Raw genomic sequence first — 20,049 nt, forward strand, 5'->3', positions numbered from 1 at the left:
GGGTCCACAATTCGCCGTACATATTCACTTTTGTGAGTAAGGTAGCTTGATAATAAGTGGCCGTTCCTTCTGCGAGATAAGGATTCAAATGATTTGCATCTTGACAAAATAATTGTCAGCTATAAAATTAGGTCGGTGGAGTTACATAGCTATGGGGAGCAGGGAGCGTAAGCTATCTTGCAGGAAGGGGTACTACAATGACATCAAGCCGAATGGTAAATAACGTTACAGAGCTTATTGGGGATACGCCGGCTGTACGAATTCGCAGACTCGTGGGTGAACACGATGCAGAGGTTTATGTAAAGCTTGAATACATGAATCCGAGTGGGAGTGTAAAGGATCGGGCAGCTTATAATCTGATTCTGCAGGCAGAGTTGGACGGCTCGCTAAAACCGGGAGCTACGATTATTGAACCGACAAGCGGCAATACCGGTATTGGACTGGCGATGAACGCAGCGGCCAAGGGCTATAAGGCCATTTTAATTATGCCTGATAATATGACTAAGGAACGAATTAATATATTAAAGGCCTACGGTGCGCAGGTGGTCTTAACACCAGCAGCAGAAAGAATGCCGGGCGCCATCCGTAAGGCATTAGAGTTAAGGGATCAAATTAAGGACAGCTTCATTCCGCAGCAATTTGAAAATAAGGCAAATCCTGATATACATCGGACTACAACGGCTGTGGAAATATTAGAGCAAATGGAAGGCAGGCTGGACGCCTTCGTTGCTACCTCAGGGACTGGAGGTACCATTACCGGAACGGGTGAGGTGCTGCGCGAGAAGCTCCCAGCCATCCAAATATACGTAGTCGAACCGAAGGGCTCCCCTGTATTGTCAGGTGGAGAGCCAGGTCCACATAAGCTGGTGGGGACAAGTCCCGGCTTCATTCCAGCAATCTTAAATACGGACGTTTATGATGAGATCGTTCAGGTATCCGATGAAGATGCACTGAATACAACCCGCCAGTTAGCCATTCAGGAGGGAATCCTTGTTGGTCCTTCTGCAGGTGCCTCGGTTTGGACCGCTCTCCAGGTGGCCAAAAAGCTCGGTAAGGGCAAACGGATATTGTGTATTGCACCGGATACGGGAGAACGGTACCTGAGTATGGATATATTTTAAGACAGCTCCTTTCTGAGTAAGAGTTACAGAGTTGATGAAGCACCTCGGAAGAGGTGTTTTTATTTTTTTATATTTGCATAAAAATTCATTTAAATGTATAATTATAATATAAGAATAACAGAAAGGCGGCGTTAGAAAAGTGGCCAATCAAGGGATACAAATCAAATTGGATAATGAGTGCCCGCTGCAAAGTGATTATCAGGATCTGCTTGCTTCGATATTGGAAGAAGACCATGACGCCAATGTCTTACAATATGAAACCTTTTGCCAAAGCTTTAACATTATTGCAGCCTACGATCAAGGCAAACTGGTCGGGCTTGGCAGAGCTGTTGAGCAAACTGACGGCAGTAAGTCAGGGAGTCCAGCCTGTGAACTTACCGTTCTGCAGCAGTACCGTAACCGGGAAGTCGACAGCTATATGCGTAAGCTGCTATCCGTTCGCTAAGTAAGTAAACACTATTCCTCCTGCATCGTTTGCTTTCATAGGTGGACGATCTCCACGAAGCCTCATGTGCGGCAGCCTTTGGGGCTTTTTGCTATGAGCCAAGCCCGGTTAATTTTGTTTTGCAAAAAAGTTGCTGTTGGGTGTAAAATGAAGGAATAAGTTTTTTTAAGCTTACGAAGTGAGTTTTTTCTGAAAACTAGGTTTATGCTTGCGAAGTCAGTTTTGCTTCGCAAAACTAAGTGGAAGCTTACGAAGTAAGTTTTCTTGTGAAAACTATTAGGAGGGTCACCGACAATGGAGCAATTTAAAATTCGCATTATCGAACTGTTGAAGGAAGACGCGAGAAGGTCATCTGCCTTAATAGCGACTATGCTCGGAGCCTCGGAGGCGGAAGTTTCCGTAGCCATTCGTGAGCTGGAGGAAGCGAATGTCATCGTGAAGTACGCGACAGTCGTGAATTGGTCCAAGGTAGATGACGATAAAGTAACAGCTTTAATTGAAGTGCAAATTACTCCGGAACGTGGCCGCGGCTTTGATGCGATTGCGGAACGTATTTATTTATATCCAGAAGTGAAGTCCGTTTATTTGATGTCTGGCGCCTATGATCTGCTTGTTGAAATTGAAGGTAAGACGCTGAAGGAAGTGGCATCATTCGTTTCCAATAAGCTCTCGCCGATTGATCGTGTATTATCAACCAAAACCCATTTTATATTAAAAAAATACAAACAGGACGGCATCATCTTCGAAGATAAGGAAGAGGACCCCCGCCTGCTAATCTCCCCGTGAAGGACGATGAGCTATGATTAAGAATAATGAAATACCTTCAACTTCCGTAAAATCCATGTCAGGGTATTTGGCTCCATTGGTGCGGGATATTCCGCCTTCTGGTATCCGGAAGTTTTTTGATTTGGTTAGCGCTAGCAAAGATATTATTTCACTGGGTGTCGGCGAGCCCGATTTTAGTACACCGTGGCATATAAGAGAAGCTGCTGTGTATTCTCTGGAGCGGGGAAATACGAAGTATACGCCGAACGCTGGTTTATATGAATTAAGAGAAGCTATCTCCGAGTATTTATACGATTCCTTTCAGGTACCCTATGAGCCAAGCGACGAGGTGCTGGTGACGGTTGGTGGCAGTGAGGCTATCGACTTAGCGCTTCGGGCTTTGGTTGTTCCAGGTGATGAAATCCTGATTGCCGAGCCGAGCTATATTTCCTATTCACCGATCGTACGGATCAGCGGAGGCGTCCCGATAGGTATTGAAACCTTTGCCAAAGATGATTTTAAATTAAAGCCGGAAGCGGTAAAAGCTCGCATTACGCCCAAAACCAAAATTTTGATTGTTAGCTATCCCAGCAACCCGACTGGCGGCATCATGAGCTATGAGGATTGGGTGCCGATTGCCAAAATCGCTGAAGAGCATGACTTGATCGTCATATCCGACGAAATTTATGCTGAGCTGACCTTCGAACAAAATCACGTGAGCTTTGCCTCCCTGCCAGGGATGCGGGACCGGACGATTCTGGTTAGCGGATTTTCAAAAGCTTTTGCCATGACGGGCTGGCGTATGGGCTATGCTTGTGGCCATTCCGATATCATCAAGGCTATGCTTAAGATCCATCAGTATACCGTCATGTGCGCTCCAGCAATGGGCCAGGTAGCTGCACTTGAAGCACTGCGCAATGGTATGGAAGAAAAGGATCGGATGGTAGAATCGTATAATCAAAGACGGCGTTTGGTCGTTCATAGCTTTCGGGAAATCGGGGTGCAGTGTCATGAGCCTCAAGGTGCATTTTATGCCTTTCCTTCCATCAGTTCTACAGGCCTAAGTTCGGACGAATTTGCCCAAAGATTGCTGCATGAGGCCAAGGTTGCGGTAGTTCCCGGTGACGTATTCGGGCTGGGTGGAGAAGGCTTTATACGTTGTTCCTATGCCTATTCGGTAAATCAACTGATCGAAGCTATTGATCGTATAGGTAATTTTGTTAGAAAATTATAGTTTCGTCAAAAAATGACAAAATAAGCCCGTTTCCTTCCATCTCAAAAGCTGTTATCTTTATAGTATAGTAGTTTTTGAGAGATGCTAAGGAGGGAGGAATTGACGTGGCTTTTCCAGAGTATCAGCTTGGGCAATATTTCCACATCGGTTGGATACGGGAAAAAGATCAGCGACCAAAGTGGTTATTAAAGACCAAGAAGCATGGCTCTGATTTATTGACGTTAGAAGAAGAAATTAGCAGCTTACGTCAACAGTTGGAGATCCTGGTTATTCTAAGGAAAAGCATGTCATCTCCTGAGGTTGTTGCTTTCAGTACGATTCTTGACGAAAAAATTAATCAGTATATGAACCAGAACAAAAAGGACCGATAGCATTCGGTTCTTTTTATCTTGTAATAGAAAGGAATTGATGAAATGGACAAACTGAAATTATTTATGAAGGCATCCAGATTCCAAGTCATTCCTGTTATGATGATTCCGATTATTCTAGGTGCTTTAGGGGCATATGCGTGGAAGGGTATATTTCATCCGCTGCTTTTTGTTATAACCTTAATTGGCGCCGGAGCTGCCCATCTATTTTCCAATATGATTAACGATTTATGGGACTATCGGAACGGTGTCGATGTTGCTGCAGCAATAAACTCGGGTACGATCTCCACAAATTCGGGATTTTTGGCAAATGGCACGTTATCGGAGAAAACCTTTGCTTTCTTAACCTGGTCCTTATTCTCTGTTGCCCTGATATGCGGTTTGGTGCTTGGGTTGTATGCAGGCTGGTGGGTATTGATCTTCGGCGGTCTGGGAGGCTTGATTGCTTATTTCTATGTGGCACCACCGCTCAAGTTTGGCTATAGAGGTAAAGGCTACAGTGAACTGGCTATTTTGTTGTCCTTCGGGATTTTACCGATTATGGGCAGCTACTTTGTTCAGACGATGGAGCTTGATTATCGCGCACTGCTATTATCGCTGCCGATCGGCCTGTTAACCACATTGATTTTGTTTAATCATCATTTTTTGCATTGGCAATCGGATAAACAAGCGGGTAAACATACTTTAGTCGTGGTATGGGGTGAACAAAGAGCTATTCAGTTTTCACGTTTCCTGCTATTTCTGGCATTCCTTTCGTTATTGGTGTGTGTCATTTTCAACGTGCTGCCTTATTATTCATTGATTGCTTTGGTTACTGTTATTCCTATATACAAGGTATATGGTATGCTGAAGTCAGAGAATCCTTCGGTCGCTTACCTGCCCTTGATGGGAGCTTCACTACGTGTTACAGTCCGCTGTGGGTCGATCATGATTCTGACGCTGCTGGCACATGGGATTTTTCAGTAAATTCAACCAGAGAAAGAGGCGGCTTGGATGAGCAGAGAGCACATATTAGGAGATTTTCATAACATTTTGTCTGGCAAGGATGTCTGGAAAATTGGCGGATTTCCGCTGCAGGACGGTTCCTTCTGGAATTATCGGGAGCCAAACGCTGTAGTTATCGTTCGTAATGGAATTTTATATGTACGAGCACCGCTCAGCCGCAAGCATGATCATGTGCAGTTCCTGGACAATGCGAAGCATATGTATTATTCAGTGGATGCTGTTCAGGTGCCGGAAGCAGGCGAGGTCAGCTTTGAGCTGCAAATCCGTTCGAGAACAACGGGGACAGCGGCCCACGATTTGTATGATGGTTTTGTTTCACTGAATTTGCTGGATTTTACTACAGGCGCAGCGCTTGATTTTTTTGTGGGAAATGATACTTATGCTAGCGTCTATGGAATTCTTCCTTTTCCTGGCGTCGAGGTTCCTGAGTCGGACAAAACCAGATTCTTTTGTATTTTCAAGGAAGAGACGGATTTTCAGCCGCGAGAGTTCAATACGTATCGAATTACGTATCATCGTGGAAATGACGAGGTTATTTTTGCGGTTAATGGTGTCGAAGTTCGGCGAGAACGGCAGGTGCCAATCAAGTTGAATCAATTCACGGTTGCGCTTGGAATTATGACGGAAAAGGATTTGACCCCTGAGGGCAGCGTATCGGTCCATGGCCAGACGGTTATTGCCGAGTGGACGCCAATTAAAGTGACGTATCAGGATTAAAGGCTGCTGCTTTCCTGAAGTTGCCGAAGTATTGTAATGATGTGTTTGTGTATGAGGTTGGATTCGAGATAACCCTTTGAGCCTGAACGGCTTGGAGGGTGTTTGTCATACGCATTAGTTTTTGTGGAATGATGGCTTTTGTGATAAGATGTGAGGTGAGATTTCAGTACGGACGGCTGGTTGGTTGGTCTGGGAGGAGAGACAGATGAAGGCGAAATTTGCATGTTTAGGGTTGATTTTATTGCTGATTTTGACAGGCTGTGGGGGGCCGAAGGCGGATGTGCCGATATTTATGATGTCGAGCAGTGGCATCCCAAGTGAAGTGGGCGATAAGCTGGAGGCTAGTCTGGTAGAAAAGCTTGGACAAGCACCAACGGTTAAAATACAAACAACGCCTATTTTTTCCATGGAAAAGCTGATCGTTGAAATTGCCGCTGGCGATAACGGAATCATTGTCGTACCTAAGGAGCAGTTCAAGGCGCTCGGTCAGCAGGGCGGTTATGTCAGTCTGGATGCGGTAGCCAAAGCCGAGGATTTCCCTGATGGTGTGATGGAGATCCCCGTGGATGGAAAATCCGGAGGCGTCGAGAAGCATCTCTATGGTATACCTCTGGAACAAACGAAGTGGTTGACAGATTTAAAGCTCAATGGTAAAGATCTGATTGCGTTTGTACCGGCTAATGCGAAGAAGCAGGATTTGGTCATGCAGGTTTTAAAAGTAATTGCCCAAAAATAACAACTTAATAAAGTTTGAACAGGTGCCTGTAAGCTGTCGCTTATCGGGTTAAAAGGGAAGCTGGTGCAAATCCGGCGCGGTCCCGCCACTGTAAAGGAGAAATCGTCAATCGGTTACAAACTCTCAAGTCAGGAAACCTGCCTGTTCACTGCAAAGACTGTCCCTTTCGAGGAAAAAGGAGCGTCGCGTTTGAATGATCGCAGGCTCTTCGAGCTTGGTGTAATCGTTTATTTAGCGCATGCCCCTCTTGTTTCTTTGTGAAAAGAAGCGAGAGGTTTTTCTTTTGTTGGGGGAAGCGAGGAAGGAGCTTTAAGATGAAGCTAGGGAATATAAGCAAGATGCAGCGCTACGGTTCGAAGCTGGTTGTGCTGATTGGTATGATTGTGCTGCTGATCATAGCAGGCTGCGGGAACTTAAGCGTATCACCAGGCAAGGGAGAGCTTGTTGAACCACCGAAGACGGGTACTGGCCAGGGTTTGCCTAATGGGGAGACAGCAGCAGCCCCAGCTGCTAAAGCGACAGTCTATCCGCTCAAAGTGAAGGACGCGACAGGGAAGGAATTTATTTTTGACAAAGCGCCTGCCAGACTGGTATCGATTTCTCCAAGTGAGACGGAGACGCTGTTCGCGCTCGGCTTGGGTGAGCAGGTTTATGGAGTATCGGATTTTTGCGATTATCCGGCAGAGGCTTTGAAGAAGCCGAAGATGGGCAGCATCGTCAAGCCTAATGAGGAAGCGCTGCTGGCATCGAATGCGGATCTGATTGTTACAGGCGTGTCGATGAAAATACCAGCCGTGGAGCAGCTGCGTTCGCTGAAATTGAATGTGTTCAAGGTAGATCCGAAAACTGTCGACGATGTGTTGAATAATACGCTGGTGTTCGGTCAAATTTTCAATAAGCAGGAACAGGCGGAGAAGCTGGTTGCCGAGATGAAGGCAGATCGCCAAAAGGTGACGGATGCCGTCAAGAACCTGCAACCGGAGCAGAAAAAACGCGTATTGCTTGAATTCTCACCAGGCTGGACAGTTGGTAAAGGCGAATTCATGGACGAGCTGATTACGTTATCCGGGGGTATCAATATTTATGGAGAAATGGCCGGCTATTCGCAGCTGAATGAAGAAAAGGTGATCGCCGCCAATCCGCAGATTATTTTGTACCCGAGCAATTTGATCGACGACAAATCCAAAAAAACTTTAGATCAAATTATTAAAGAACGCAGCGGCTGGGAAAAAATCGATGCCGTGAAAAACAATCGGATCGTGGGTGTCGACAAAGACTGGATCAGTCGTCCGGGGCCACGGATCACACAAGGTCTTGTTGATATTGCCAAGGGCATATACCCGGAATTGGTGAAATAAATGAAGCAAAAGCTGTTGATTTGGGGAGGGGCAGGCATGCTGCTCCTTCTTCTTGCCATTACGCTATCCTTATCGATTGGGACGGTCCAGCTCCCTCTACTGCAGGTTTGGGGGATCGTGGCTCACCAGCTTCCATGGATAGGCGACCATATATCGGTGAATTGGGAAGCTTCCTCTGAGCAGATCGTTTGGCGGGTACGGTTTCCGAGGGTGGTGCTTGGTGTATTGGTAGGTGCTTCGCTTGGAGTTGCTGGTGCGGCTTTCCAAGGGGTGCTGCGCAACCCACTGGCTGATCCATATACGTTAGGTGTTTCCTCGGGGGCCGCTGTGGGTGCTTCCTTCCTGATCTTATTCGGACTTCAGTTTTCTTTATTGGGCATTTGGACGATACCAGCCGTAGCATTCGGCACAGGCATGGCGTCGCTCTTGACGGTACTGCTGCTAGCCCGTATGGACGGGAAGCTGCAGATCGAAACTGTTATTTTATCCGGTGTTGTGATGCAAGCGTTTTTGGGTGCTTTTGTAGCCTTGATGGTGTCGATGTCGAAGCAGGTTGTCAACGAGATCGTGTTCTGGCTGATGGGCAGCTTGACACTGCGGGGTTGGTCCTATTCTTTGATTTTACTGCCGTATTTGGTGCTTGGTGCTTTGCTGCTGCTGTTGTTTGGACGCGCGATGAATCTACTCTCCCTGGGAGAAGCCCAAGCCGCGCATATGGGGGTTAACGTCGAACGCACCAAGCTGACGGTATTGATCGCAGCTACCTTGGTAACCGCAGCTGCTGTATCTGTATCGGGCGTCGTTGCGTTTGTTGGATTGATTGTCCCCCATTTGCTGCGTCTGTTGGTTGGACCGGATTATCGGCTGCTGCTGCCGCTATCATTGATTGGAGGCGCCCTCTATGTGCTGAGTGCCGATACGCTGGGCAGGATGCTGCTAAGTCCCACGGAAATTCCACTTGGCGTGGTGACCGCATTTCTCGGTGCGCCGTTTTTTGTTTATTTGCTGCGCAAAAGCAGGCGACGAGCGCGATAGAAAAATATGGTGTAGAAGGCCAGTGAGATGGGGTGAATTCAATGCCTGAAATTGGCGAAATGGCGATCATTCAAGTGGATAATGTCAGTAAAGCATATAGAACGCAAACTGTGTTGGAGCAGGTCAGCTTCACCGTAAAGCCTGGAGAATGCTTCGGTATTATCGGCCCGAATGGCAGCGGTAAATCATCGCTGTTAAAGCTGTTATCCGGTATAGACAAGCCAGATACTGGTCGTGTACTGCTGGAAGGCCGAATAGCTCATTCGTATCCTCGAAAGCAGTTGGCGCAATGGATGGCTGTGCTGGAGCAGGACTCGCTGCCTCCGCTTGGTTTCACGGTGCGGGAGATGGTTGCCATGGGCCGCTATCCCTTTCAGAATTGGTTGGGTGATGAATCGGCTGCAGATGTTGAACCACTGATTGAACATATCCTGCAGCGGCTGCAGCTTGAAGTGCTGGCAGATCGTACAGTGGACCGATTAAGTGGAGGGGAACGGCAGCGTGTTGCGCTTGGCAAGCTGATGGCGCAGCAGCCACGTTTGCTGTTGTTGGATGAGCCAACGACTTATCTGGATATTGGCTATCAGCTGCAGATGATGGAGTGGATTCGCGACTGGCAGCAGAAAGAGCCGCTAACTGTTATTGCTGTACTCCATGATTTGAATCTGGCAGCACAATATTGCGACAGGCTGCTGCTCATGGAGGCTGGCAGGATCGTAACCATCGGTCGGCCCAGGGAAGTCATACATAGCGAGCTATTGGAGCCGGTGTACCATACCCGTCCTATTGTGCTGGAGCACCCGGTATATGAGGTTCCACAAATTTTGCTTCATGCAGACAGAAAAAATAGCCGTATAAAAGGGGAAGATTGAGGATGCCTACATCGCTGGAAACGATGATTTCAGCTATTCAACCGATAAATTTGGATGCTGTTCAAGCTGCTTCGGATCATTTGGATCAGTTAACGAAACCGCCGGGAAGTCTCGGCAAGCTTGAGGAGATAGCCAAGCAGCTGGCAGGTATTACAGGGATAACGGTTCCAAAGATCGGTAAAAAGGCAGTCATTGTCATGGCAGCCGACCATGGCGTGTGTGAGGAGGGAATTAGCGCATTTCCATCCGAGGTTACTCAGCAAATGGTACTGAATTTCTGCAGCGGTGGGGCTGCTGTGAATGTATTGGCTCGTCATGCCAATGCCGATGTGGTCTGTGTTGATATCGGAGTGAATGCTCCATTGGAGCATCCTTTGCTGTATTCACGCAAGGTGCGCTTTGGAACTGCCAATATGGCCAAAGGGCCTGCGATGACAGAGCAGGAAGCGCACCAAGCAATCCAGGTCGGTATTCAACTGGTTGAAGAGCTGGCAGCACAGGGATATACGTTGTTTGCAACTGGCGAGATGGGTATCGGTAACACGACTGCAAGCTCTGCAATATTAGCTGTATTAACGGAGGAAGAGATTAAGCACACGGTAGGACGCGGGACGGGTATCGACGATGAGCGATTGCAGCATAAGCAAGCTGTTATTGCGCGCGCCATCGAGCTCAATCAGCCGGATAAGGATAATGCTCTGGACGTTCTTGCCAAGCTGGGAGGGCTGGAAATCGCAGGGCTAACCGGGGTAATTCTTGGTGCGGCATTGCATCGTTGTCCGATTGTGATAGATGGTTTTATTTCCTCAGCTGCGGCACTTGTAGCAAGTCGAATTGCGCCGCTAAGCGTTTCTTATATGATTGCTTCCCATCAGTCGCAGGAGAAAGGGCATGAACGCTTGCTGAAAGCCATCGGATTGTCTCCAATGCTGCATATGGATATGAGGCTTGGTGAAGGTACAGGAGCTGTGCTGGCATTCCCGATTATAGAAGCAGCACTCAAGATTATGATGGAAATGGCTACATTCGCAAGTGCTGGTGTTTCACAAACGGATAATCAAACAGACTCTTAACAACTGGAGGGGCTTCCATGCTCGTATTGGTGACAGGTGGCGCGCGCAGCGGCAAAAGCTCTTTTGCCGAGGCCTATACCGCTAAGCTTGGTGACCGGGGACTATACATCGCTACAGCACAAGCTTATGACGATGAAATGAAGGAGAGAATTGGGCTGCACCGTCAGCAGCGAGAAGAAACGGGTTTTGAATGGACGACTTTAGAAGAACCTCTGCTTCTGACAGAAGCCTTGCAGTCATTCAAGAACAAGAATGTAAAAAAGGAAACCGATGAAGCTGTTATTTTGGTTGACTGCCTGACCTTATGGCTAAGTAACTGGCTGTTGAAGGTCGAGCATATGCCAGATATGGAGCAGCTTTTGCGAGCAAAGCTGGATGAATTGGTTGCTGTTTGTCAATCCGTTGCCAGCCAAGGAAAACATTTGATTCTTGTTACGAATGAAGTGGGCTATGGTCTCGTTCCAGAGTACAAGCTGGGTAGGCAATTCCGGGACCTGTCCGGTACGATGAACCGATTGTTGGCCAACGAGGCAGATCAGGTGTTTCTGGTTACGTCCGGGATTCCGGTGGAGCTGACAAGCTTACGCTACAACTTGTAGCATCAAACAGGAGATGGCAGGTGGACATAGGTGTTGTTGTATTCTTGGCAGGAAACGGCGATCATGCTATTGGCTGCCATTATGATTGATTGGTTGATTGGAGATCCACGTTGGCCAACACATCCTGTGATTCGCATAGGACAGTGGATCAGCTGGCTGGAATCGAAGCTGCATCGGGAGAATGCCACGGCTGTATCCAGGCAGGCACAACGGCTGAAGGGGATTGTACTGCTGGTCTCGACGCTTATGTTTACATTTCTCGTGATGTATATGCTGCTGCTTGTGGCACGTTGGATTCATCCATGGCTCGGTTACGCGGTGAATGTCTGGTTCATTTCGACAACGATTGCAATTAAAGGTCTCAAAGATGCGGCTATGCAGGTGTATCGTCCTCTCCAGCTTGATCAGATGGAGGAAGCAAGAAAGTACGTCGGTTATATCGTTGGTAGAAATACCTCTGAGCTGGACGAACCTGAGATTACGAGAGCAACGGTTGAGACTGTAGCGGAAAATATCGTTGATGCTGTTGTTTCCCCGTTGTTTTTTGCCCTACTGGGCGGTGCGCCTTTGGCGATGCTGTATCGTGCCGCAAACACGCTAGATTCGATGGTTGGTTATCGAAACGATAAATATCTGTATTTCGGCTGGGCATCGGCGAGATGGGATGATGTGATGAACTGGCTGCCTGCTCGTGTCACCGGCTGCTTGCTGGTAATGGCCGCAGCTGTCCAAAGAGGCTGCTCCGCTGTTAGGGCAGCCCGATCGATCGTACATTTTGCGAGACTGCATCCAAGTCCCAACAGCGGAATTCCTGAATCGGCAGTGGCGGGTGCACTCGGTATCGAGCTTGGAGGCGTGAACGTCTATCATGGGAGGACAAGTGAGCGGGCTCGGATGGGCTGGCCGCTGCGTGAACGAGGTCGATCCGATATTATTCATACAATCCAATTGTTATATGTAGTTAGTTATTTGATTGCGGGAGGGTTGATATGCGCACTATGCTGGGCTTGGTGGTAAAGGTGCTGGCGGCCTGTGCAGCAGCCTTTCAATTTTTGACTAGACTCCCGGTTCCGATTCAGCTGCAATATGACAATGCTTTATTTCGCAGAAGTGTGATCTTTTATCCGCTTGTAGGTGCGGTTCTTGGACTGCTGCTCAGTTTGGCGGGATTGCTGCTGCAAGGTTATGGACTGCCTGACGGATGGTTATCGGGCGGTATTGGGTCCAGCGGTGTTGTTGCCGCACTCCTGCTCGTATTATGGGTGGCCATGACAGGAGCCCTTCATTTGGATGGGCTGATGGATACTGCAGATGGCATCTTCAGCCATCGTTCACGCGAGCAGATGCTGGAAATTATGAAGGACAGTCGAGTCGGCGCCATGGGCGTGGTTGGCTGTATGCTGCTGCTGCTCTGCAAGTGGACGCTGCTTCAGCAGTGGCTGACGCTTCCCGTTGGAACCTTTGCTTATTTGCTGCCACTCTCCGCTCTTTGGAGCCGCTGGTATATGGTGGTGGCGATTGCTTGTTGGCCATACGCAAGGAATGAGGAAACGAAACAGGGATTGGGTTCTTTTTTTCGCGGAATTGGTTGGAAGCACTTATCGATACATACGGCTTTGGCTATAGCTTTGTCCCTTCTGCTCGCTGGCTGGCATGAAGGTGAATGGATCTCTAGTCAGGCGCTTATGGCAACGGGTGTGGCGCTGCTGAGCACACTGCTGATCGGTGTAGGCACGAGTATGTACTTAAACCGTAAGCTTGGTGGGCTGACTGGAGATACCTATGGTGCAATGAATGAAATTGTGGAAACAGCACTGCTGCTGATCATCTATCTGGTTGTTCGTTAACAGAAGCATGCTCAGGCTAAAAGGAAAGAATGTCCGTTAATGCGAAAGTAAACCGATTGTATGTATCAGGATTGGGAGGATGGCATCATGTTAGAAAAGTATGGTCATGGTGGCGATTTATGGACGGCAGCAGAAACTTTCAGCAAAACCAAGGATCAATTTCTTGATTACAGCTCGAATATGAACCCGTTGGGTCCACCTGCTGTCGTGGAGCAGATTCTGCGGGATCATTGGCGCGATATGGCTGCATACCCTGATCCGGCTGTAAGGGAACTGCGCGGCAAGCTGGCCGAGAGATATAAGATACCCGTCGAGTCGATCCTTGTAGGTAATGGGGCGGCCGAGCTGATTGATCTGGCTGTAAGAGTGCTTCAGCCTGCCGTGATGGCAGTAGCAAGACCTTCATTCTCGGAGTATGAGGAAGCTGTGGAAAAGATCGGCGGCCGCATTTTGAATGTACCTCTGCATGCACATAACGATTTTGAGCTGCAGCTGTCCGATGCAGAGTATGCGCGTGCCGCTTCGGATTTGTTGTTTCTGGGGTCTCCTAATAATCCGACAGGAAGGCTGTTATCTGATCAGGTGAGAGCATGCTTAGCGAAGCCCGGTAAGCCGGTCATTCTCGACGAGGCATTTATCGATTTTTGCCCTGAGGAAGAGCAATTGACCATGATACGAATTGCAGCACAATCCAGTCATCTGATGGTCATCCGCTCGATGACGAAGTTTTATTCCATCCCAGGATTGCGGCTCGGCTTTATTGTGGCGCAACCGGAGCAAATTCGCCGGCTGCAGCGGCTGCAGGTGCAGTGGAGTGTCAACATGCTCGCTCAGCTTGTTGGCATCGGTGTGATGAAGGATCACGATTATGAACAAAGCACGCATAGCTGGTTAGCCAAAGAACGTCCATGGATGGTCGGTCAGCTGCAGCAGCTGGGTCTCCAGGTAACGCGGAGCGATACGAATTATATTTTATTTTCGCTGAGTGATCTTGGGTTGAAGGCGAAGGAACTGCAGCAGGAAATGGGACAGCGCGGCATATTAATAAGGGATGCATCCCGGTTCAACGGGTTGGATAAGACTTATGTGCGTGTCGCTATTCGTTTGCGAGAGCACAATGAGCGATTGATCGCAGCGCTGCGGGATTCACTTGAAGCGTTGGCAGCACAGCAGTCGATAATGGAACGTAATTGGATAAAGTCCGATGCTGTTGACCAAGGTGATATCGTGCATACGCCAAGCAATGAAGCAAAAGCACATATCTTGAAAATGCCAAGAGAAGCAGCCGGACTTCCGCTGAAGCTGCAGCAGGCACCGACGCTGATGGTTCAAGGGACTTCCTCAGATGCGGGTAAAAGTCTGATTACGACCGCCTTTTGCCGTATTTTTCTGCAGGACGGTTACCTGGTTGCTCCATTTAAATCGCAAAACATGTCGCTCAATTCATATGTCACATTGGATGGCAAGGAAATTGGACGCGCACAGGGGATGCAAGCGGATGCCTGCCGGATTGCGGCAACAACCGATATGAACCCGATTTTGCTCAAACCGAAAAAAGATATGGTCGCTCAGGTCGTAGTTCACGGCAAACCTTACCGTGACTTTGATGCACGAACGTATCGGGAAAAGTATTTGCCGGAAGCGGAGCTGATCGTCAAGGATTCCTTGCAGCGGCTGCGTGAGACTTATGATGTTGTTGTGATTGAAGGAGCCGGAAGTCCTGCTGAGGTTAATCTCAAGGACCGTGATATCGTCAACATGCGGCTGGCTGGCTGGGCAGATGCTCCTGTTGTGCTGGTTGCGGATATAGACAGGGGTGGAGTCTTTGCATCACTGCTCGGTACGATGGAGATATTTACACCTGAGGAACGAGATCGTGTGAAAGGCTTTATTATCAATAAGTTCCGCGGTGATGTAACGCTGTTGAAGCCAGGCCTGGATTGGCTGGAGGCGCGCACAGGCAAGCCGGTGCTTGGCGTAATTCCCTTTTTGCCGGATCTTGAGCTGGAGGATGAGGATTCTGCATCCCTGGATCGGAAGCTGTCTGCCGGAGGGCTGCAAAGCCACTCTAAAGAAACCGATGGTTATGCAGATGGTACAGAGCATCCGAAGCTTGATATTGCGGTCATCAGGCTTCCACGCTTGTCCAACTTTACAGATGTGGACCCGCTTCTCTATGAGCAGGATGTGCAGGTGCGTTATATTAGCTCACCACAGGAGCTTGGAGCTGCGGATGCGATAATGATTCCAGGCAGCAAAAACACGGTCGATGACCTGCTTTTTTTAAGAGAGACCGGATTAGAAAAAGCACTGCTTGAGCACGCGCGGCAAGGCGGGCATATCGTCGGCATATGCGCAGGGTATCAAATGCTGGGTGAACGGCTGCTCGATCCGCTGCATTCCGAGTCTGACCGTCCCGAGACCGAGGGCATGGGTCTACTGCCGCTCGAGACGACTTTTGCAGCAGACAAACGTACAGTCCGTACCTCTGGCACGACCCGCCTGTTTGCTGCTGAGGACGAGGTGCTTACGATAAGCGGCTATGAAATTCATATGGGACAGACACGTTTCTTGCGACCGGTCGTGCATCCTTTTCAACTTCAAGAAGAGCAGGGGGAACTGGCACCGCATCCGGATGGAGCGATTACGGACAACGGCAAAGTATGGGGGACATATGTACATGGGATTCTGCATAATGATGCATTTCGCAGAGCCTGGCTGAATGAGCTGCGAAGCAGTAAGGGCTGGGAGCCCAAAGGAATTGAGCTTGCTTTTCAAGCACGCAGGGAAACGGCGTTCGATCGGCTGGCCGATCATGTCAGAAGTCATTTGGATATGGCACGTTTATATGAGATGATAGGCGTAGATACGCAAGGCTAATTACATGCACTTATACAAGTTATAGAACTTGTTTCAAAAGAAGAAGATATTGATCTTATTCATAGAGGAGGCTGAACGATGAAAATTTATACACGAACTGGTGATGCCGGGCAGACCGGAGTTATTGGGGGCAGAGTGGATAAGGATGATGTGCGTGTGGAAGCGTACGGAACTGTGGATGAATTAAAATGCTTTGTCGGGCAAGCGATGGGTTTTCTGGACAAGGACAAATTTGAGGATTTGCTCAATGATTTGCTGGAAATACAGCATGAGCTGTTTGATTGCGGCTCGGATCTGGCACTGCTCAAGCAGGAGCTTCGCCCTTACAAGGTAACCGCTGAAATGGTAGACCGGCTGGAAGCATGGATTGATAAGTACGACGCGGAAACACCGGATATTACGAAGTTTATTTTACCAGGGGGTAGTCTTGCTTCTTCGACGCTGCATGTATGCCGGACCGTGTGCCGCCGGGCTGAGCGCCGTGTCGTGACACTGGCTCGCACACAACCGATCAATGAGCAGGTGCGCCGTTATTTGAACCGCTTATCCGATTTCTTTTTTACCGTTGCCCGTTTGGCCAACAGCCGCATCGATGTGAAAGATATTGAATATGCGCGCAGCGCTAACGTGTTTCGACGCAAATGAGCAGCTATTACGAGCCTTTAACGTACACGGTTTCAGTGGAAGAAGACGGCTTTTATCTGAAAACGATTTTGCAAAATCGAATGTATGTGTCCCGCAAGCTGTTGTCCCGATTGAAGCTTACCGAGCAGGGGATTTTACTTAATGGGCAGCGTGAATACATCAGCGTCCGCGTTCATACCGGAGATGTGATTGAGGTCCGCATGGAACAGGAGGAGTCCGAGGACATCCTGCCGCAGGAGCTGCCGCTTGATATACTTTTTGAGGATGAGCATCTATTGATCGTCAACAAAGCGGCTGGGATGATCGTGCATCCAACTCATGGTCATTATGTCAACACGCTGGCCAACGGGGTTGTCCATTATTGGCAGCAGCAGGGTAAGAGCTACCGCTTTCGCCCGATTCATCGCTTGGATCAGGAGACGTCCGGTACACTGGCTATAGCCAAAAACCCGTTTGTGCAGCAGCAGGTGTCGGAGCAAATGAAAGCCAATCTGGTGAAAAAGGAATACGTAGCGCTGCTGTACGGCGTTATGGAGCAGGATGAGGGTACCGTGAACGCGCCTATTGACCGAGACCCTGAGCAGCCTCATATTCGAATCGTGACGGAGTCCGGTTATCCAGCGGTAACGCATTATAAAGTGGAGCAGCGCTTCGAGGAAGTGACACTGGTGCGTCTATGGCTGGAAACCGGACGTACCCATCAAATCCGCGTGCATATGCAGCATCTTGGACATCCGCTGGTTGGCGATAAGCTCTATAAAAGGCAGCAGGCAGAGCTGAACGAACAGACAGCTGCGGACTTGGTTGAAACCGATCTAAAGGATTCTTTGACAGGGGCAGCACTCGATGAACCTTCAATATCGGATAAACATGCAATGCTTGTCCTGGAACGGCATGCCTTACATGCCATTAAGCTTGGATTTAACCACCCTGCTACCAAGCAGTGGATTGAGTTTCATGCCCCATTGCCCTTTGATATCGAGAGCTATATGGCACAGCTGCAAGGTTAACTGACCTTGGGTGAGTTACTTGAAGCTTTAGTATAAACTTTCAACTCCTCGATAATAGTCGCGCTGAGGCCACTGTTTTTTTCGAAAAGCACACCGTAGCTATGGTAGCTTAGAGAAGATTGCTGCCATCTCAAATAACCGACGACGGAGATATCCTTATCGGTAAAGTTAAACCCGATCTGTATTTTAATGCGATTGGCTTTGCAATTCAGATTTAGCTTACTTTCGATTCTGCAGCCATTTCTGCTTAAATCTATCAGCTTGGCATATACGATTTTGCTCGTTAGGACAGAACCATTAATCTCCGTAATTTCAAATGAACAGTCTACAGGTTTAGTGAAAATATAACGGAAGGGTTCTTTTCTCCGACTTGTAAACATGAATAGACCTCCAATATGTATCAAATTCTATATACTATTCTATACAAATTGTATCATCGGGGCTGTCCAATATCCATGAGAGGTTATGTAGGGTCGTGTCGAAAGCAATGAGAGCTATTGAAGGGTTTTGTCGCATGCAGGGAGGGATGACAGGTGAACTCTTATAAGAGCCTGTTATACGCAGGATTGACAGCAATAGGAATTATCATGATTACGTATTACGTAGGTTGTTTATTAGGGCTATGGCGCTGTTAAAAGTAAATTAGACCTACAGTGGTTTAAGCTGTAAGTCCAATTCGCTATATATAAAGATAAGGGATGTTTATAATATAACGGATAGATATGAATCTTATATGAGAAAGTGATTAAATTTACATTAATTTTTATATGATAGATGAATCCTGTATAATAAACACTAGTAGATGGAAGGATGATCAGCTTGACTGCTCCCAAAAAAGTTCTTATATATCATTATCCTAAGTGTGGCACTTGCCGGAATGCGTTGAAATCCTTACAGCAAAAAGGTGTGGAGGTTGAGAAAATCGATTTGTTCGAAACCCCACCTGAGCGAGAGCAGCTGAAAAAGATGATTGAACAAAGCGGCCTTGAGATTAAAAAGTGGTTTAATACCTCTGGCGAGGTTTATAAAGAGCAAGGTCTCAAGGATAAGCTGTCGCAAATGACAGATGAGCAAAAAATTGACCTGCTGGCTTCCAATGGACGTTTGATCAAGCGGCCTATCGCCACCGATGGCACCCATGTAACCGTCGGTTATAAAGAAGAGCAATATGAACAGGAATGGGGCAAATAACAGTGCCACCAGAGTAAGTAATAGAGGAGCGTGACCGTTGTTGCAGCGTAAGAAAAAAAATAAGAAAAATCCCTTCTGGTTGCTCGGATCAGGGTTGGTTTTTATATTGGCGCAAGGCAAATGGTTAATTGGATTATTAAAGGTCGGTAAGTTCGGCGGCGCATTTTTATCCATGCTGATTTCCATTGGTGCTTATGCATTGCTGTTTCCCTGGAGCTTTGCTATCGGATTCGTACTCTTGATTTTTGTGCATGAAATGGGGCACGTGATTGCTGCGAAGCAAAAAGGTTTACCCGTTTCGGCGCCTATGTTCATTCCGTTCCTGGGGGCCATGATCAGCATGAAGCGCCACCCGAGGGATGCGGTTACGGAAGCGTATGTGGGGATTGGTGGACCCGTACTGGGTACAGTGGGGGCATTGGTCGTGTTTGGCCTGGGCTATTATTTAAATAGTCCATTCCTGTATAGCCTGGCGCAGGCTGGCTTTCTGATCAATTTGTTTAATTTAATCCCGATTCATCCGCTGGATGGAGGAAGAATTGTAACAGCTGTCTCCAGATGGCTGTGGCTGGTTGGTTTGATCGGGGGGCTTGTGCTGATCATTTACAACTTTAATATTATTTTGTTAATTATTTGGGCGCTGTTCGCTTACGATTTGTATAACAAATATGTCAAGCATCGGAAAACAGGCAGTGAACCTCGAGCTATTGCAGCGAGCTTTTTGATTCCGGCAGAGCCGTTGATTGAGCAGGGCTACCTGATTCCAGGTGAGGAGCATAAGCGCGAGCTGCCATTCCTGACCTACTCGGATCTGGAAGGACAGCAATTTGTAGAGGTCAACTGGGAAGGCTTGAATTTTCACGGAACTATTGCGCTCGGAAGACAAGCTTTGATCCGCCGCACACACGTAGTTCGATTGGAACGATTGAAGAAAGAGGATGGTCTCTATTTGATGGTTCATATTCAGGTAGATTACGAGCCATTTGAAAATGATAAATATTATGAAGTGCCAACAGCATCCCGTTGGAAATTTGGAATCGCCTATCTGGCGCTTGCCGGATTTTTATATGGCATGATGACGTTCGTGCAAAAGCTGAGTCACGCTTCATCAGGGTTGTAAGGTTATAAGAGTTACTTAAGCTTATGGG

21 protein-coding genes and 1 riboswitch are annotated in these 20,049 nt (G+C 47.9%); of the genes, 20 read left to right on the forward strand and 1 reads right to left on the reverse strand.

Annotated elements, in window-relative coordinates:
* The first annotated feature begins 197 nt into the window (after window positions 1-197).
* The 18 genes from cysK to OB236_RS29560 all read left to right on the forward strand — a co-directional run bounded on the left by cysK (window position 198) and on the right by OB236_RS29560 (window position 17,710).
* Window positions 198-1,121 carry a cysteine synthase A gene (cysK, locus tag OB236_RS29475; protein ID WP_076236378.1) on the forward strand — a complete coding sequence of 308 codons (924 nt, stop codon included), beginning with the start codon at window positions 198-200 and terminating at the stop codon, window positions 1,119-1,121.
* A 139-nt stretch (window positions 1,122-1,260) separates the two neighbouring features.
* The gene (locus tag OB236_RS29480) at window positions 1,261-1,566 is read left to right on the forward strand and encodes a hypothetical protein (protein ID WP_262687126.1); all 306 of its coding nucleotides are present in this window, start codon (window positions 1,261-1,263) and stop codon (window positions 1,564-1,566) included.
* Window positions 1,567-1,860: 294 nt separating this feature from the next.
* Window positions 1,861-2,352 (forward strand): Lrp/AsnC family transcriptional regulator, encoded by a 492-nt coding sequence (locus OB236_RS29485; RefSeq protein ID WP_076236376.1) that lies wholly within the window; start codon window positions 1,861-1,863, stop codon window positions 2,350-2,352.
* 13 nt (window positions 2,353-2,365) lie between these two features.
* Window positions 2,366-3,565, forward strand: coding sequence for an aminotransferase class I/II-fold pyridoxal phosphate-dependent enzyme (locus OB236_RS29490; protein WP_076236375.1), 1,200 nt, complete (start codon window positions 2,366-2,368; stop codon window positions 3,563-3,565).
* 104 nt (window positions 3,566-3,669) lie between these two features.
* Entirely contained in the window at window positions 3,670-3,936 is a 267-nt protein-coding gene (locus tag OB236_RS29495) for an aspartyl-phosphate phosphatase Spo0E family protein (RefSeq protein ID WP_262687128.1), read from the forward strand.
* A gap of 42 nt (window positions 3,937-3,978) precedes the next feature.
* Window positions 3,979-4,899 carry a prenyltransferase gene (locus OB236_RS29500; RefSeq protein ID WP_262687130.1) on the forward strand — a complete coding sequence of 307 codons (921 nt, stop codon included), beginning with the start codon at window positions 3,979-3,981 and terminating at the stop codon, window positions 4,897-4,899.
* Between the two features lie 27 nt (window positions 4,900-4,926).
* Window positions 4,927-5,655 (forward strand): DUF6081 family protein, encoded by a 729-nt coding sequence (locus OB236_RS29505; RefSeq protein ID WP_262687132.1) that lies wholly within the window; start codon window positions 4,927-4,929, stop codon window positions 5,653-5,655.
* A 205-nt stretch (window positions 5,656-5,860) separates the two neighbouring features.
* Window positions 5,861-6,391, forward strand: a complete 531-nt coding sequence (locus OB236_RS29510) for a hypothetical protein (RefSeq protein ID WP_076236371.1) — start codon at window positions 5,861-5,863, stop codon at window positions 6,389-6,391.
* 3 nt (window positions 6,392-6,394) lie between these two features.
* Window positions 6,395-6,550, forward strand: a riboswitch (cobalamin riboswitch).
* Window positions 6,551-6,705: 155 nt separating this feature from the next.
* Window positions 6,706-7,749 (forward strand): ABC transporter substrate-binding protein, encoded by a 1,044-nt coding sequence (locus OB236_RS29515; RefSeq protein ID WP_408638530.1) that lies wholly within the window; start codon window positions 6,706-6,708, stop codon window positions 7,747-7,749.
* Window positions 7,750-8,784, forward strand: a complete 1,035-nt coding sequence (locus tag OB236_RS29520) for a FecCD family ABC transporter permease (protein WP_262687133.1) — start codon at window positions 7,750-7,752, stop codon at window positions 8,782-8,784.
* Between the two features lie 41 nt (window positions 8,785-8,825).
* Window positions 8,826-9,656 carry an ABC transporter ATP-binding protein gene (locus tag OB236_RS29525; RefSeq protein ID WP_408638531.1) on the forward strand — a complete coding sequence of 277 codons (831 nt, stop codon included), beginning with the start codon at window positions 8,826-8,828 and terminating at the stop codon, window positions 9,654-9,656.
* Between the two features lie 2 nt (window positions 9,657-9,658).
* Window positions 9,659-10,729, forward strand: coding sequence for a nicotinate-nucleotide--dimethylbenzimidazole phosphoribosyltransferase (cobT, locus tag OB236_RS29530; RefSeq protein WP_262687135.1), 1,071 nt, complete (start codon window positions 9,659-9,661; stop codon window positions 10,727-10,729).
* A gap of 17 nt (window positions 10,730-10,746) precedes the next feature.
* Window positions 10,747-11,328 carry a bifunctional adenosylcobinamide kinase/adenosylcobinamide-phosphate guanylyltransferase gene (cobU, locus tag OB236_RS29535; RefSeq protein ID WP_262687138.1) on the forward strand — a complete coding sequence of 194 codons (582 nt, stop codon included), beginning with the start codon at window positions 10,747-10,749 and terminating at the stop codon, window positions 11,326-11,328.
* A 30-nt stretch (window positions 11,329-11,358) separates the two neighbouring features.
* On the forward strand, window positions 11,359-12,345 hold the full coding sequence (gene cbiB, locus OB236_RS29540; protein WP_262687140.1) for an adenosylcobinamide-phosphate synthase CbiB: 987 nt from the start codon (window positions 11,359-11,361) through the stop codon (window positions 12,343-12,345).
* Window positions 12,318-13,175 carry an adenosylcobinamide-GDP ribazoletransferase gene (cobS, locus tag OB236_RS29545; RefSeq protein WP_262687142.1) on the forward strand — a complete coding sequence of 286 codons (858 nt, stop codon included), beginning with the start codon at window positions 12,318-12,320 and terminating at the stop codon, window positions 13,173-13,175. The genes cbiB and cobS overlap by 28 nt, the downstream gene beginning before the upstream one ends.
* Before the next feature lie 87 nt (window positions 13,176-13,262).
* A complete protein-coding gene (locus OB236_RS29550; RefSeq protein ID WP_262687143.1) occupies window positions 13,263-16,055 on the forward strand; it encodes a cobyric acid synthase in 2,793 nt (930 codons plus the stop codon).
* 78 nt (window positions 16,056-16,133) lie between these two features.
* Complete coding sequence (locus tag OB236_RS29555; protein WP_262687145.1) at window positions 16,134-16,700, forward strand: cob(I)yrinic acid a,c-diamide adenosyltransferase; 567 nt, start codon at window positions 16,134-16,136, stop codon at window positions 16,698-16,700.
* On the forward strand, window positions 16,697-17,710 hold the full coding sequence (locus OB236_RS29560; protein ID WP_262687147.1) for an RluA family pseudouridine synthase: 1,014 nt from the start codon (window positions 16,697-16,699) through the stop codon (window positions 17,708-17,710). Before OB236_RS29555 ends, OB236_RS29560 begins: the two co-directional genes overlap by 4 nt.
* On the opposite strand, the gene OB236_RS29565 is transcribed toward OB236_RS29560, so the two are convergent.
* Window positions 17,707-18,090, reverse strand: coding sequence for a PilZ domain-containing protein (locus OB236_RS29565; protein WP_076236362.1), 384 nt, complete (start codon window positions 18,088-18,090; stop codon window positions 17,707-17,709). The two genes, OB236_RS29560 and OB236_RS29565, sit on opposite strands and share 4 nt — an antisense overlap.
* A 439-nt stretch (window positions 18,091-18,529) precedes the next feature.
* On the opposite strand from OB236_RS29565, the gene OB236_RS29570 reads away from it, so the two are divergent.
* Both OB236_RS29570 and OB236_RS29575 read left to right on the forward strand, forming a co-directional pair.
* Complete coding sequence (locus OB236_RS29570; protein ID WP_262687148.1) at window positions 18,530-18,901, forward strand: arsenate reductase family protein; 372 nt, start codon at window positions 18,530-18,532, stop codon at window positions 18,899-18,901.
* A gap of 37 nt (window positions 18,902-18,938) precedes the next feature.
* Complete coding sequence (locus OB236_RS29575; protein ID WP_262687149.1) at window positions 18,939-20,021, forward strand: site-2 protease family protein; 1,083 nt, start codon at window positions 18,939-18,941, stop codon at window positions 20,019-20,021.
* The last annotated feature ends 28 nt before the right edge of the window (window positions 20,022-20,049 follow it).

The organism is Paenibacillus baimaensis, from assembly GCF_025567575.1.